Source organism: Psychrobacter sp. 1Y6, assembly GCF_052258385.2.
Classification (GTDB): domain Bacteria; phylum Pseudomonadota; class Gammaproteobacteria; order Pseudomonadales; family Moraxellaceae; genus Psychrobacter.
Genome location: NZ_JBQQEW020000001.1, coordinates 2,755,486 through 2,769,550, shown reverse-complemented (window position 1 = coordinate 2,769,550; position 14,065 = coordinate 2,755,486). Strand labels below are relative to the sequence as shown.

At 45.3% G+C, this 14,065-nt stretch carries 10 protein-coding genes; 6 read left to right on the top strand and 4 right to left on the bottom strand.

Translation table 11 applies throughout. From position 1 onward, the window contains the following. Positions 1–22 precede the first annotated feature (22 nt). Positions 23–964: a biotin--[acetyl-CoA-carboxylase] ligase gene (locus tag ACTXGF_RS25285; protein WP_298808499.1), complete on the bottom strand. Its 942-nt coding sequence runs from the start codon at positions 962–964 to the stop codon at positions 23–25. Between the two features lie 175 nt (positions 965–1,139). On the opposite strand from ACTXGF_RS25285, the gene ACTXGF_RS25280 reads away from it, so the two are divergent. The 6 genes from ACTXGF_RS25280 to ACTXGF_RS25255 all read left to right on the top strand — a co-directional run bounded on the left by ACTXGF_RS25280 (position 1,140) and on the right by ACTXGF_RS25255 (position 11,463). Beyond that, entirely contained in the window at positions 1,140–1,943 is an 804-nt protein-coding gene (locus ACTXGF_RS25280) for a sulfite exporter TauE/SafE family protein (RefSeq protein WP_443533614.1), read from the top strand. 51 nt (positions 1,944–1,994) lie between these two features. Then, a complete protein-coding gene (locus ACTXGF_RS25275; RefSeq protein ID WP_443533514.1) occupies positions 1,995–2,936 on the top strand; it encodes a hypothetical protein in 942 nt (313 codons plus the stop codon). Positions 2,937–3,002: 66 nt separating this feature from the next. Continuing rightward, complete coding sequence (locus ACTXGF_RS25270) at positions 3,003–6,959, top strand: AAA family ATPase (protein ID WP_443533515.1); 3,957 nt, start codon at positions 3,003–3,005, stop codon at positions 6,957–6,959. A 215-nt stretch (positions 6,960–7,174) separates the two neighbouring features. Further along, entirely contained in the window at positions 7,175–8,191 is a 1,017-nt protein-coding gene (locus ACTXGF_RS25265; protein ID WP_443533517.1) for a cell division protein ZipA, read from the top strand. A 240-nt stretch (positions 8,192–8,431) separates the two neighbouring features. Continuing rightward, positions 8,432–10,555: an NAD-dependent DNA ligase LigA gene (ligA, locus tag ACTXGF_RS25260; RefSeq protein WP_522885869.1), complete on the top strand. Its 2,124-nt coding sequence runs from the start codon at positions 8,432–8,434 to the stop codon at positions 10,553–10,555. Positions 10,556–10,620: 65 nt separating this feature from the next. Next, entirely contained in the window at positions 10,621–11,463 is an 843-nt protein-coding gene (locus tag ACTXGF_RS25255) for an intein-containing protein (RefSeq protein WP_522885868.1), read from the top strand. Positions 11,464–11,593: 130 nt separating this feature from the next. On the opposite strand, the gene ACTXGF_RS25250 is transcribed toward ACTXGF_RS25255, so the two are convergent. The 3 genes from ACTXGF_RS25250 to ACTXGF_RS25240 form a co-directional block, all read right to left on the bottom strand. Next, positions 11,594–12,283: a hypothetical protein gene (locus ACTXGF_RS25250; RefSeq protein ID WP_443533520.1), complete on the bottom strand. Its 690-nt coding sequence runs from the start codon at positions 12,281–12,283 to the stop codon at positions 11,594–11,596. A 95-nt stretch (positions 12,284–12,378) separates the two neighbouring features. After that, positions 12,379–12,942, bottom strand: coding sequence for a hypothetical protein (locus tag ACTXGF_RS25245; RefSeq protein ID WP_394124449.1), 564 nt, complete (start codon positions 12,940–12,942; stop codon positions 12,379–12,381). Between the two features lie 418 nt (positions 12,943–13,360). Continuing rightward, entirely contained in the window at positions 13,361–13,771 is a 411-nt protein-coding gene (locus ACTXGF_RS25240) for a hypothetical protein (RefSeq protein ID WP_101204281.1), read from the bottom strand. Positions 13,772–14,065: the final 294 nt, after the last annotated feature.

Below are 14,065 nucleotides of genomic sequence, written 5' to 3'. Positions count from 1 at the left end.
TCATCAATATAGTTGTCTAAGCCTAATAAATAACGTCGATGCGTCCAGTAAAAAGCGTAGAAATCTTACCGCTATCTTGGCGCAATTGCAAACAGCCATGTGTGTCGACACCGCAAGCGATTCCCGTTATGACTTTTTCTTCGTTATTATAGTCTTGCGTGACGCGTAAGCGAAGACCTGATAGCGCATCCATCATCGCAAACTGCTCCAAAAAACTATCCAAATAATAAGTATGACCCGTTGGCTGTTCTATGCCCAAGTGCTCAAAGCGTGTCATCGCCGCCATCAATGCTTTGCTCATCTGCTGATAGAGCATTGGTAGATCTGGTAGGCTCGCAGACCGTGACTCTAAAGGCAGCCTCTCATTAATGTCTTGTAAGCTAATCGCTTGGTAGCTCATACCTTCAGACGTTTGTGTGGTGAGCTTTGGTGCTGCTTGTACGTTTAAGCCAATGCCTAGCACCACACCGACCAGCCTGCCAGCTTTCGTCACTGGCTCTATCAAAATCCCAGCCAGTTTATTAAAGGGTAGTGTACGCTGATTCGCGGCGGCGTTATCCGATGGTACAAGATGAGCCTCTTGAGTGGGATAAAACCCCAAGTCATTTGCCCACTTCACCCCAATTGGCGTCAGTCCTTGTGCTTGTAGTTGCTCGTTCAGCGTTTGAATGACGGGCATTTTTGCCAGCTCAAGACCAATGATTAGCGATAGCAAGCCACTGATTGGCATATGCACAGGATGATATAGCGACAGATAGACATTACCACGCGGTGATTGCCACGAGCGCCCGTGCTGTCCACGACCTGCGCTTTGGGTTTCCGCGGTCAAAACATGTACGGTGGCGACATCTAACGACCCGTTTTGCAAGGCTTCTATCAGCTCGCTATTGGTCGAGGCGCTACTAGCCACATGACGGTGATTGAGCTCGGATAAATAGGGAGAAAAACTAGTGAGTGGCGGCATAAGTTTAGTCGATGTGGTTAAAGGAAACTTTGATATACTGAGCGATTGTTGCGGTCAGACAGTATCGAGTAAACAGCATAAAGGTCACGCTGAGATTTGGCAAATACAATTAAGCACGCCTAAGCGCTAGTGAGTACTATAGCGCCAGTCAGTATTATAAAAGGTTCGTTCTATGATGTTATATGTGTGGTTTGTGATTGCAGGCGCGTTTGCGGGTGTCAGCGCGGGCTTGTTTGGCGTCGGCGGTGGCATGATTATCGTGCCCGCATTGGTTTGGATTTTTACCGCATATGATTTTTCGCCAGAAGTAATCACCCATCTGGCCATTGGTACGTCATTGGCGACCATCGTTGTAACTTCAATCAGCTCATTGACTGCCCATAACAAGCGCGGCGGGGTGCGCTGGGAAGTATGGCGCAAGATGGCGCTTGGATTGGTTGTCGGTAGTTTGGTCGGCGCTGGTATCGCGGATATGATTGATGGGCAAGCTCTACAGGCTATCATTGGTTTCGGTGCGCTATTAGTCGCTCTAAAAATGCTGTTCTTTTCGAATAAAGAACAGGTGGGGAAACCGTTACCATCGGCTGGTATCCAGTTTGGTGCTGGTACTGGTATAGGTATGGCGTCCTCTATCTTTGGCATTGGCGGCGGCAGCTTGACCGTACCGTTCTTGAACTGGGCAGGGCTTCCGATGAAGCAATCGGTCGGCACATCAGCAGCATGCGGTCTACCAATTGCCTTGGCTGGGGCGGCAGGGTTTGCTTGGTTCGGTCAAGACGTGGTCAATCTACCTGAGGGCACGATAGGATTTGTCCATGTCACAGGATTCTTGTTTATTTCAGTCGCCAGTTTTGCAATGGCAAAAGTGGGCGCCAAGCTCGCTCATATCTTACCTGCGCTGATGCTTAAGCGTGCATTTGGCATATTATTGATATTTGCTGGAGGGCAGTTGTTATTGAGTGGATTGGGTGTTTTATAGCAATAATGAGTTTTTATAAAATTAGTAAGCAAATCGTGAGACATTATTAGTATGAAAGCTGCAGAAAAATACCGCCGTGTTTTCGGCTCAATGAATCATCTAAAAGACCAGTTATCATGGACGACGGGTCTCTCTAATATGGTAGAGTTTTTGGCATGGGAGCCGCAGCGTATTTTAGGCATCACTAAAAAGCAATATATACGCCAAATCATTGAGTGGACGACTCACCCAGAGTTAAAGAACAAAAATATAGAAGAGATTGAGCAATCAGTCATCAAAAAGCTCAATACAAAAATGAATGAAACTGAGCAGCTAGAGACGTATTCAACGCAGACGATGGGTATCTGTAATGCGAGAGAAGCCGTGCGCCGCGTAACGTTTTTTTCTGAAGACTATCTCAATAAAGAGTTCGATATCTTTTTGAGTTTGTGCAGTGATGTTTATCTGAACTTATTTTATCAGCAATTTATCAGCTTTGAGCCGAGTGGATCATGGTCGACACATGGTAATAGCGGTATGTTTGAAAACAGTACAGAGCTAAAAGCAATGTATATGGACAACCTAGCCTATAACCATCAGGCGAATGTGCTGATAGCCAATGAGTTAAAACTCGCTGGTCGGAAAAACCCAGACCCAATCCTAAAGTACTGCTTGATGTATGAGCAATTATTAGAAAAAGGCTTTATCGATAAAGGGGCAAAGTTTTTGCTGTTATTTATCGGTGGTGACGCGCTAAAGCAAAACAAGCAAACGCTCGTAGATCGGGAGCTGGCTCTGTGTCATAAACGGCCAAGGAAGTATCAGCATTTGCTAAGACCAGAGCTGTTAGAGATAGTCGATCATTTAGAAGTGGCAAGTATCTCTTGGTCAGCCTTTATCGAGTTTAATAATCGCTACTTAGCAGAAAATAACGTCTGCCAAGTGGAGCAAAAACTGTTACGAGGGTTCCATCAAAGCCTTGAATCAAAATCGTTTATGCACTTAGCAGTTTAACCCTAAAAACCCAGCACAATTTCAGGTAGAATAGCCGCCTGTTTTTGCTAAGTTTATTGACTCTTCATGCGTTTAAAATCTCTAAAGCTGGCAGGCTTCAAATCCTTTGCCAATCCAACCACTTTTACTTTTCGTCATGGTATCACCGCTATCGTCGGGCCAAACGGCTGTGGCAAATCCAATGTGATTGATGCCATCCGCTGGGTGCTAGGCGAGACCTCGGCCAAGCAGTTACGCGGCGGGGCGATGAGTGATGTTATCTTTGCTGGTACGCAGGATAAGACAGCCAAAAGTGTCGCCAGTGTCGAGCTAACCTTTGAGCATACCCAAGATGAGCAGACTGGTATTCGCCACGAGTTTAACTTGTACCAAGAGTTATCGGTTCGCCGTCAGGTAAATAAAGATGGCCGCTCAGATTATTTTATCAATGGTACGCGTTGTCGTCGCCGCGATGTAGTCGATGTGTTTTTAGGTACAGGGCTTGGCGCACGTAGCTATGCGGTGATTGAGCAAGGTATGATTGGGCGCATTGTTGAGTCTAGTCCTGTGCAGCTGCGTGAGTTTATCGAAGAGGCGGCAGGTGTCTCACGCTATCAGGCTCGCCGTGAAGAAACACAAAAGAAGTTAGAAAAAACAAAAGACAATCTAGCGCGCTTGCACGATATGCAAAGCGAATTACTGCGTCAACAAAAGACACTGTCTAAGCAGGCAGCTAGTGCGCAGCGTTACGAAGAGCTCGCCTTAACACTGGCTGATATCGAGCAGCAGCTCACCATTCAGCAGCTTTATCAAGCCAAGCAAACGCATCAACAGCAGAAAGTAGCGCATGAGCGTAGTGCTGCTGAAGTATCGACGCTACAGGCCGATTATGACACGCTCAAAGCTCAGCAAGATAAGCTCATTGCTCGCATCAATCAAGAGCAATGGCTCAAAGACGATGCCCAAAGCGCTCACTATCAGCAGCAGCTCGGCTATCAACAAGCGGAACATCAATTGAGCGATGCTAAGTCACAGCTGACTACTATCGAGCAGCAACTGTCTGGCTTGGCTCAGCAGCGTGTGCAATCACTCGCTGATATCGAACGGCTCAACGCTGAACAAGCTGAGCAGAATCAAGCGCTAGAAACGTTACGTCCGCAGCTGACTGAGCTAACAGATAAACGCGACAACTATAAGCGCAATGAGCAGCCACTACAGCGCGCGTGGCACGACGCGCAAAACAATCTGTCACGCCTACATGATGAAGCCCGTTCGCTTGAACAGCAGCAAGCTATTAACGCTCAAGCAAAAAAGCGTCATCAGCAAAATCATGATAAATGGCAACGCCGCGAGCAAAACTGGCAAAACCTGTGGCAGCAATTACAGCAGTCTATAGCGCCATCTGCATCTGACAGTGCTGATGTGAGTAAGACGAATAATGCGCAAGATCTCAATCAAGTGCTAGAACAGCAAGTCACTGAGTTAAATACGCAGTTGCAGCAGGTTGAGCGTCAATGCGAAGCCGTCGATGAACGATTATCCGAGATACAACCGCAAGCGCATAGCTTGCAGCAGAGACTAAACGCACAACAGAGCGAGCTGAGCGATAATGAAAAGCGTCATGCGCTGCTGGCAGGCGAATACGATACTCTGCATCAAATACTGCGTCCGAAACCTACACAACAGCAATCAGCAAAGACCCAAACTACTGCGACAGATAATGCAGATAGCAATGGCATATATCATCAGCCGTTAGCCATCGCGACGTTACGTGAGCAGATTGAGCTGAGTGCCAAAGGGCAGGAGCATGCGCCGCTACTCGATAGTATCTTGGCATTATGGCTAGACAGCCATGTGCTGACATCTAATCCACAAGCTAACCAACAAGCTAATCAAATCAAGCAATCAGACGTTAACAACGCTAATAGCATTTCTCAGAAAACTGATAGCCTCTGGCAAGTGCTTGAGCATGACGTTGCAGACTTACTGACTTATCAGACGGCACAAAATACGCCTGCCAGTGCAAAAGATAAAACTCTAATAGAGACAGGTCATAGCTTATGGTTGCCAACTGCGAAAAGTGATATTAGTGACCAAGAATTTGTCAGCGAATTGTCAGAAAATTTGATTAATAAAGTGTTGCCATTATCGCAGTTGATTAGACAGCCTACATTAGCGCTTTGGCAGCAATGTTATATATATAAAGCGCAGCTTGAGACCAATGAGCAGCATGAGGTTGATACACTTACTGATGTACTAAAGTCATTACCGCCGTCTGCTATTTTGCTTACCACAGATGGTTGGCTAATCAGTCGTCATGGGACGATTAACTTAAGCAAATTCGCTGGTGCACAGGATGAGCAAAACGATAGCAATAGTCAATTCCTCACGCAGCGTCTGCAACAGCGTACGCGTCTACAAGCATTAGAAGACTTGCTTGATGAGTTTGAAACCAAAATACAAGATCAGCAAAAGTCTATCGCCAAAGACCAGCGCGATTATGATGCGTTGTTAGTTAGCTTGGAAGAAACGCGCGCGCAAGCTGAGCAGTTAACCCGTGATAAGCATCAATACCAGCAGCAACTGACGACCGAGCGAGCCAACGCTGAGCGCTTGCAAGCGGATAGCCAACGCTTGAACGCTGATAAAGTAGCACTTGAGCAAGAAAAGCAAGAACTGGCACAAGAGCAACAAACCCTTGAACAAGAACAACAGCACATTGAAAGCGAGATCGCTACGCTTACCCCGCAAATAGCAGAGGCACGAGCGACAACTCAGCAACTACAAGCTGAGCGCAGCGAGCTAAACCGCGCGCGTCAAGCTGATGATGACGCGTGGCAAGCATTGCAGCTGCGTATCCAGCAGTACGAGATGCGCTTGGAGCATAGTGTTAGTAGTCTGGCTCGTGCGACTGAGCAACACGACAACTCGTTAGAGAATGAGCAAAGTCTACAGACGCGTCACGATCAGCAGCAGGCCAAATTGCCGGAGCTACAAGCAGCTTTGCAGTCTGCACAGGTAACGCGCGATGAGCAGCAAGTGCTATTGAACGAGCATGATACTGCGCTAACAGCACTAAAACAAACGTACGCTGAGCAGCAGACAGCATTTGATACATTGCAAAATACATTGCAAATGCAGCAAAACGAGCTTGGCCATCATGCTACTGAGCTGGCACTGAGTGCGGCGCGCTTGGAAGATGCTAGCGCACACACGCAGAGCGCTTTAGATGCTTATTATCGTGTAAGTCATAAATATAAAGCGCAAGTAGAGCAACCGCAACAAAGCATGAGCGTCTCAAACTTGCTAGCAGATTTCATCGCTCATGATCGCCGCGTCCGTCCAGACAAAATCGCTGAGCTAGAGTCCGAGCGCGCCAAGTTGACCCAGCAGTTGAGTAAGATTGGGCCAGTGAATCTAGCAGCGGTCGCAGAGTTGGCCGAGGTAAACGAACGCCTAGAGCCACTCGCACAGCAGACGGCAGATATCGCGGCCAGTATGCAGACATTGACTGAAGCGATTGCCTCTATTGATGAGACGACCAAGACACTGTTTATGCAGACACTTGATGCGGTCAATAATGAGCTGGCCAATTTATTTGCCAAAGTCTTTGGCGGTGGACAAGCTAGCCTGACGTTGAACACTGACGAGATGCCAGCCAATACGCCAAAGTCCGAACAGTGGCGGGCAGGGCTGACGTTAATGGCGCAGCCCAAGGGCAAACGCAACAGTCGCTTAGCGGTATTATCGGGCGGTGAAAAAACCCTTACTGCATTGAGTTTGATTTTTGCGATATTTAAGCAGCATCCCGCACCGTTCTGTGTCCTTGATGAAGTCGATGCACCGCTCGATGATGCCAACGTTGCGCGTTTTACCAGTCTCATTCATGAGCTAGCAGATGATTTACAGTTTATCTTTATCAGCCATAATAAATTAACAATGCAAATTGCTGATGAACTAAAGGGTATCACCATGCCAAGTGCGGGCATTTCTACACTCGTCAGTGTGTCGCTCGATGAAGCTGCGCGTTACGTAGAGAGCTAAGCGTGAAATAGCTGACATTAAAAGTGCTATGAGAATCAGTGCGATGCAAATATAATCAATCAATTGGCATAAATGCAAATAAGCTTGACCTCAGTCCAGCATACTGGTTATAAAGTACACAATGTGGTGACGATATAGGTCAGCCATGCTAGAATATTGCCATTTATGCTCGTTTGTGTATTCCCTTTTGTTATATATACTAGGATGTATTTATCATGACCGTTATTCAGTTTATATTGATTGCCATTGCCGCGTTTATCGTGCTCGCAGGGCTGTTTATGGTCATTCGTAGCTTTAAGCGCCGCGGTGCTACCGAAGCTGCTGCGGTCAATTATGATAAAAATGGTATTCCGATCATACCGCGTCACGAGCGCAACATCGTCGATCAGCCAGATCTCGATGACACAGTCGCAGGCGAGACGAGCATCGGTCCAGATCGTAGCTACTTGGATGCCGTCGTTGAAGAAGAGCCATTGACGCAAGCGCATACCAACGTTGACGCTCAACTAACGGCTGATCGTGACCATGTAGCAGCTGACGATCATGACGTTATCGATGAAGCAGACTATGCGCGCTGGCAAGAAGAGCAACGCCGTGCCGATAGTGCTGAGTTTGTAGAAGTCGCCGATCAGATGCATATCGAGCAAGAGCCTGATGCGTTCTCTAGCCTAATGTCAGCGACCGATAGCCTGATGCCAACTATCGATACGGCAGAAGAGCCAAGCTTCGATGACAATAGCCCGATACTGGATCAGCATCTATCAGAGTCAGGTGATGATGCGCAAAACGGCCCGTTGATCAATGCTAAAGACAATATTAATATCACCATCTTGCCGCACCAATATCGCGATCGTCCAGCGGCGATTATCCGTGGTCGTGACCTGCTAGCGTTGATTGATAAATACGGCTTACGCTATGGCGCGATGAATATGTTCCATCGCTATGAGCAAAAAGACGGTACGGGTATGTTGTGGTTTAGCATGATGGGCATTACCGATAGTGGTATTGCGCCATTTGATCCGCATAGTGTGGCGACCAACACTTATAACGGTGTCGTCGTATTCTTGTCGTTGCCACATCCACAGGCCGTGCGTAGCTTCGATAGCATGATGAGCATTGCTTATATGATGGCAAGCGACCTTGACGCGATTATGCTTGATGAAGAGAACGAACCAATCACGCCTGAATACAAGCAGCAGCTACGTAACCAAGTTCGTGATTATGAGGGTTAGCAGTTTAAAGGCTAAAAGCTACAAAAGTTAAAAGCTGATTAATATCAGAAATTATAAAAAGGGCAAATAGCGATTAACGTTATTTGCCTTTTTTAATGAGCTATAGTTTCTGCAAAATTCTAACCATAGTAGACTGAGCAAGCTTGATATAGTATTTGATTTATATAGGATTGACTATACCGAGCTTCCTACAAACTTGTTATCATATCGACATCTTGAATTGCGAAAAAGACGCCGACTATGACTGACTCTACCTCATCAAATAATTCTAAAAACCTATCTGCTCAAGTAGAAAACCAAACACCTGCGACCTCTAATATACCCAGTCCTACCGATAGTAGTACGGATAATAATACAGAGATTGTCTCAAAAATGCGTGCGCTTATTGAAGCGATTAAGACGCATAACTATGCCTATTACGTGCTCGATAATCCGATATTAGAAGACAGCGAGTACGATCAATTACGCCGCTCGTTGCTTGAGATCGAAGAAGAGTATCCAGATTTAGTGCAGCCAGACAGTCCGATCAATCAAGTCGGTGATATGCCGTTATCTGCCTTTACCCAAGTCACTCATGACATTCCGATGCTATCACTGGGCAATGTCTTTGAATATGATGATTTGCGCGATTTTATGCGCCGCGTCAATGACCGTCTCAGCGACTCGCAGCAAAACCCTGAATACGAGATGGAGCTAAAGCTTGATGGGCTGGCGGTTTCACTGAAATATGAGCACGGAAAATTTGTCCAAGCAGTCACGCGCGGTGATGGGCAGACAGGTGAAGATATTACTCAAAATGCCAAAACCATTCGTAACTTACCACTATGGATAGCCGATGCAGCTGATATTGAATTGTTAGAAGTGCGCGGTGAAGTATTAATGCCAAAGGCAGGATTTGAGCGTCTCAATCGCTTAGCAGAAGAGAATGAAGGCAAAACCTTTGCCAATCCGCGCAATGCCGCCGCTGGTAGCTTACGTCAGCTAGATCCAGCGATAGCAGCCAGTCGTCCATTGGCTTTCTATGGCTATTCGGTCAATCAAGGTTTGCCAGATACTATCGACACTCAGTCAGGGGCGTTGGCATGGCTTACCGAGCTTGGATTTACGGTCAGCGCCGTAGAAGTGGTAGCAAATCCACGCGCCGCGCAGACATATTATGAGTCAGTAATAGAAGGGCGTAGCGATCTGCCATTTGAGATTGATGGCATGGTCATCAAGGTAAACAGCCTTGCGTTACAGCAGCAGTTAGGCTACCTATCACGCGAGCCACGCTGGGCGACTGCCTATAAATTCCCTGCCGAAACGGTGATGACACGTCTAAACGATATCGAGTGGCAAGTAGGCCGTACGGGTCAAATCACACCAGTCGGTAAGCTTGAACCTGTAAAAGTTGGCGGCGTCACTGTCAGCAATGTCACTTTGCATAACTTTGGCGAGATTCAGCGTTTAGATGTGCGCGCAGGCGACACGGTCAGCGTCCATCGGGCAGGCGATGTTATCCCAAAAGTCACTCGTGTCTGGCACGATCAGCGCCCAGCCGATAGTACGCCTGTCACGCTACCTTCGACTTGCCCTGTCTGCGACTCTCCTGTCGTCTTGCCAGAAGATGAAGCATTGGCACGCTGTACGGGTGGATTGTTTTGCCCAGCTCAGCAGCAAGAAGCACTTATTCATTTTGTCTCACGTCGTGCGATGGATATCGATGGGCTTGGTGCCAGTTGGCTGATTAGTTTCTTTGAGCATGGTCTGGTCAAAACCGTCGCTGATATCTATCAGTTGCACAATCATGCAAATGAGATGGTCACCTTTGAAAAACTGGGTGAAAAATCGGTACAAAATATCATCAACGCTATCGAAGCCAGCAAGCATACGACATTGGCTCGTTTTATTTATGCACTTGGCATACGCGGTGTGGGCGAGGGCACGGCACAGAACTTTGCCCAGCAGTTTGGTGATTTAGATAGCCTGATGGCGGCCAGTATTGAGACTTTGATAAAAACCCCAGATGTCGGAGAAATCACTGCCGAGCTGACCTATAAATTCTTCCGTGCGCCGCACAATATCGAAGTGATTAATTCATTGCTTGAAGCTGGCGTCCATTGGGATAAGGTCGAGCAGGTCGCATCAGAAGGGCTACCACTCGATGGGCAAACATGGGTCATTACAGGTGCGCTCGATAGCATGGCGCGTGATGAAGCCAAAGCCAAACTACAAGCGCTGGGTGCAAAAGTCTCAGGTAGCATCTCTGCAAAAACGACTGCGCTACTAGCAGGGGATAAGGCTGGCTCTAAACTGACCAAAGCGGAAAAACTCGGCGTTAAAGTGGTGGGTGAGGACGAGTTTTTGATTATGGTTAGAGAGTAGATTTAGCTTCAACTGAGATTTATAGATGCGCTGGTAGCTACCACTTGCAAACATTGGATGATGCTATGAAAACAATAATACAAGAGGCCAGCCAGCGCGAAATTGGTTATTTTGTTAAAGGAACATCAGTCAGAGTAGAGGGTCCAAATAGGTTTAGCTATAAACAGATACAAGATATCGAGGTAGGTGATAAGGTGCTATCTGCACCTGAAAATGGCATCGGGGAGCCTGTTTTCAAACGAGTGACCAGGACCTTTAAGTTTGAAAATAAAGAGATATGGTACGTTGGATATATCGATATCACTAGACCCGCTCTAACAGATATAGAGGATGTTCATTATGCAATGTTACCAAACCATGTTGGTGTTACGCCTAACCACCCCTTTATTGTCGTGGGTAAAGGATATCATACTGACCGAGATCGTTCGCTCGTTGGCCCGCCAGAGGATTTAGTGTTGTTTGATATACCTGAATGGAGACGTGCAGATCAGCTAACGTTTGGGGATATACTAGTGAATCCAGAAAATGGCAATCATTATGCAGTGATAGCTGCTAAACCATTATACCAGTACGGGAGTGATCAGGTCGGTAATATGGCATGGATGCATGCCACACCTTATTATACTCATGCTGTGGAAGATATTGAAGGTATGGAGGAAAGCCTAAGTAAAGGCACGCTATTTGATATGGACAATATTCGTAAAAATTTTGGTCAGTTTCAAAAAACGGATATTTCTTGCGATAACTACAATATCACCACTCATGATGATGGTACAGAGTCTTATATTCCTTATACCACGACGGTATATAATCTCGAAGTTGAGGACTATCACACCTACTGTGTCGGTGGTTTTAATCAAATTATGGTTCATAATACCAACTATGGCGGTGAACAACCAAGTGGCTAGATTGCGTTTGTACACCCTTATAACGACATTTTTAAAGATTTTTGATTATTGCTGAGATTTCAAATAATCCTTTCCGTTTACCCAACAGTCATTAAAATAAAAAGCGTGCGTTACCCCAGTGTACATTTTGTCAGTTTATTTTAGTACCAAATAAATACTCATAGGCTTCATCTATAACTGAAAGCATCTCTGCTGTCTTCATCTTGATCACTTTTACTGACCAATAATGTTCATCGAAATATTTTGGTTGTTTAGGCGACTTATCAGCATTAAAAAATCTTTCATATTCTTTTAAATCATCAGGATAATCGTCTAAATTTTTAGGATTACGATGTATATGAATGATGACGAGTTTGGTTTCATCTTTATGGTTGATAATAAACGGGTACCACCCTTTGTCTCCATATTCATGTGGCTCTATATCCCAAAGATGGTCTACAAAATTTTCAAAATCAAAGTAGCTATCATCGTACAAGCTCTCTTCGTATTCTTCGATTTTATTTAGCGTGTACAGTGTCGGTTGAAGACCTAACCTTATACGCTCTTCTACTTTCCACTCAGAGAAATATTGTTTTGCTAAGGCAATCATTAATTCTTTATCGCTTAGATGAAATAATGCAGGTGACTGGCTCTCGAAAATATCTCTATCAGTAAGAGGAGTTACAAACATGCTTTTCATATTGTAAGCCAGATGTGGTGGAATCATCTGTATATCGATACATAGATTAAGACTATAAAAGTCTGCTGTTAGATGCTCAATGACAATAGCAAAATTGCTATATGTACCATCACATGTAATTCCTGGATTTCCAAATATCATTTTTCACCTTATTTTAGCAAAGGAACACAAGCATTTTGAAAGATAACTCCTTCTAACTTATGGAAAATCTGAGATCGTCATTGCTCTCTTAACTTCTACTCCGCCATCTCACCATGTGCTTTCACATCACCTTTCTTACCATCTGGCTGAATCACGATAGGTAGTACCAGCCCTTTGGCAAAGTCATCAGACAGCACATAATCATAGCGACTGGCAGCGACATCAGGCGTGGTATGAATGATAAGCGTCATCTCATTGCCATCGGTTAGCTCGTGTGAGACATAGGTTTCGCTCAGCTGATCTAATGCTTTCGATAGTGCCTCGTTACTTGCCATGCTCACCGTCAGGTTATGCTGAGCGGTCGCAGCGTCCACTTTGAAGTAATCTGCATAGTCTCGGACGTTTTGACTATCGATCGCAAACGGATATTTATAATTGGTAGGGTCAGCAGGCTTTGCACCGCTATCTACCAGTGACCAGTCGATGGTGTCGGCTGCTGGTGCAGATGGATCTGCTGCTGTCTCCGCAGTTTGCTCAGTGGCATCGACAGAATCGGTAGCGTTATCGCAGCCTGTCAGCGCCCACATGCTTGCCGTTGCAATTACCATCATACTTATCAGACGCTTTGCCATCGAGTTACCCTTTTGATTATTGGTCATGATTGATTTGCTCTATCTGCTATTTTGACAGCTTTCTTTATGCTTCTCTAGCGAAATACATCAGATGGCAAGTTTTGATATAGTCGATCCTCTATAAAAGAATGATAACGTTAACCTCGCTTGCAGTATCACAGTTATATCTGCACTTGGCTGCCTTGTACCACTTTTAAATTGAATCAACTATATAGTCAAGTCTATATAAATCCGCTACATCGTCATCCTCGCTAAGCATACTAATGTATAACTTGCACTCGGTTTCCTTGTATCGAAATTATATTGAACTGACTATACAACTATCTATCTGATACTGATTTTTATAGCCATTTTTATACGCGTATCAAACGAATACGCATAAAAAAGCAGCCACTATTTAATGACTGCTATTGACTGATTTTTAACTATTACAACTTTTGACTGGTTAGATTTGGCAGTTTACTTGGTATTCTTTACCATCAGCCCACTTCATCGCAAAGATACCTTTGTCACCTTTCATATGCCATGCATAGACGACTTCTGGGTTTGAGTCATTTACATAGCTTGCGACTTCGCCTTTCACTTTACCGTTTAGGATGATTGGCTGCTCGGCCCATTTTACTTTTGGCAAGGTAACGTTGAGCATCACTTGTTCTTTATTAATAGATTGCTTTGCCATGATTTTGCTGTCATCGGTACAGGTGTATGGTGCTGGCGCCATACGATCATAGGCGGCGGTTACTTTTTCTGGAACTGGCGTATCAGTTGCATCTGGGGTAGTTGGTGCGGTAGTCGCACAAGCGCTCAATAGGGCAAGGACTGGTAAGGTAGTCGCAATTTTAGTTATCATTTTCATAGTGCTCTCCAAAGCTTTTTACTAATGTCATTTACTTGTTCTTAATGATGCGTTTAGCATATGAGGGTTATAGTAGCGAAAACGAACCATTTCAGTGTTAGAAATTGTTCGTTACCTGTTAGCTTCGTTACCCAACCGCTGTCTAATGTAACTTGTAATCTGAGACATGGTGAAAAGTAAACAGTGTTAATTATGAAATGCACGTCTATAAAATTAGCGCATAAAAAAGCGCCTATCACCGAGTGGCTGATAGACGCTTTTTTATTTTACTTAACACGCGCTAGATTGAGCATG

Bases quoted from the DNA above. Each gene is read 5' to 3' on its own strand.
- ACTXGF_RS25245 (WP_394124449.1), bottom strand. From the start codon at position 12,942: ATGACCAATAATCAAAAGGGTAACTCGATGGCAAAGCGTCTGATAAGT.
- ACTXGF_RS25250 (WP_443533520.1), bottom strand. From the start codon at position 12,283: ATGATATTTGGAAATCCAGGAATTACATGTGATGGTACATATAGCAAT.
- ACTXGF_RS25240 (WP_101204281.1), bottom strand. From the start codon at position 13,771: ATGAAAATGATAACTAAAATTGCGACTACCTTACCAGTCCTTGCCCTA.
- ACTXGF_RS25265 (WP_443533517.1), top strand. From the start codon at position 7,175: ATGACCGTTATTCAGTTTATATTGATTGCCATTGCCGCGTTTATCGTG.
- ACTXGF_RS25255 (WP_522885868.1), top strand. From the start codon at position 10,621: ATGAAAACAATAATACAAGAGGCCAGCCAGCGCGAAATTGGTTATTTT.
- ligA (WP_522885869.1), top strand. From the start codon at position 8,432: ATGACTGACTCTACCTCATCAAATAATTCTAAAAACCTATCTGCTCAA.
- ACTXGF_RS25285 (WP_298808499.1), bottom strand. From the start codon at position 964: ATGCCGCCACTCACTAGTTTTTCTCCCTATTTATCCGAGCTCAATCAC.
- ACTXGF_RS25270 (WP_443533515.1), top strand. From the start codon at position 3,003: ATGCGTTTAAAATCTCTAAAGCTGGCAGGCTTCAAATCCTTTGCCAAT.
- ACTXGF_RS25275 (WP_443533514.1), top strand. From the start codon at position 1,995: ATGAAAGCTGCAGAAAAATACCGCCGTGTTTTCGGCTCAATGAATCAT.
- ACTXGF_RS25280 (WP_443533614.1), top strand. From the start codon at position 1,140: ATGTTATATGTGTGGTTTGTGATTGCAGGCGCGTTTGCGGGTGTCAGC.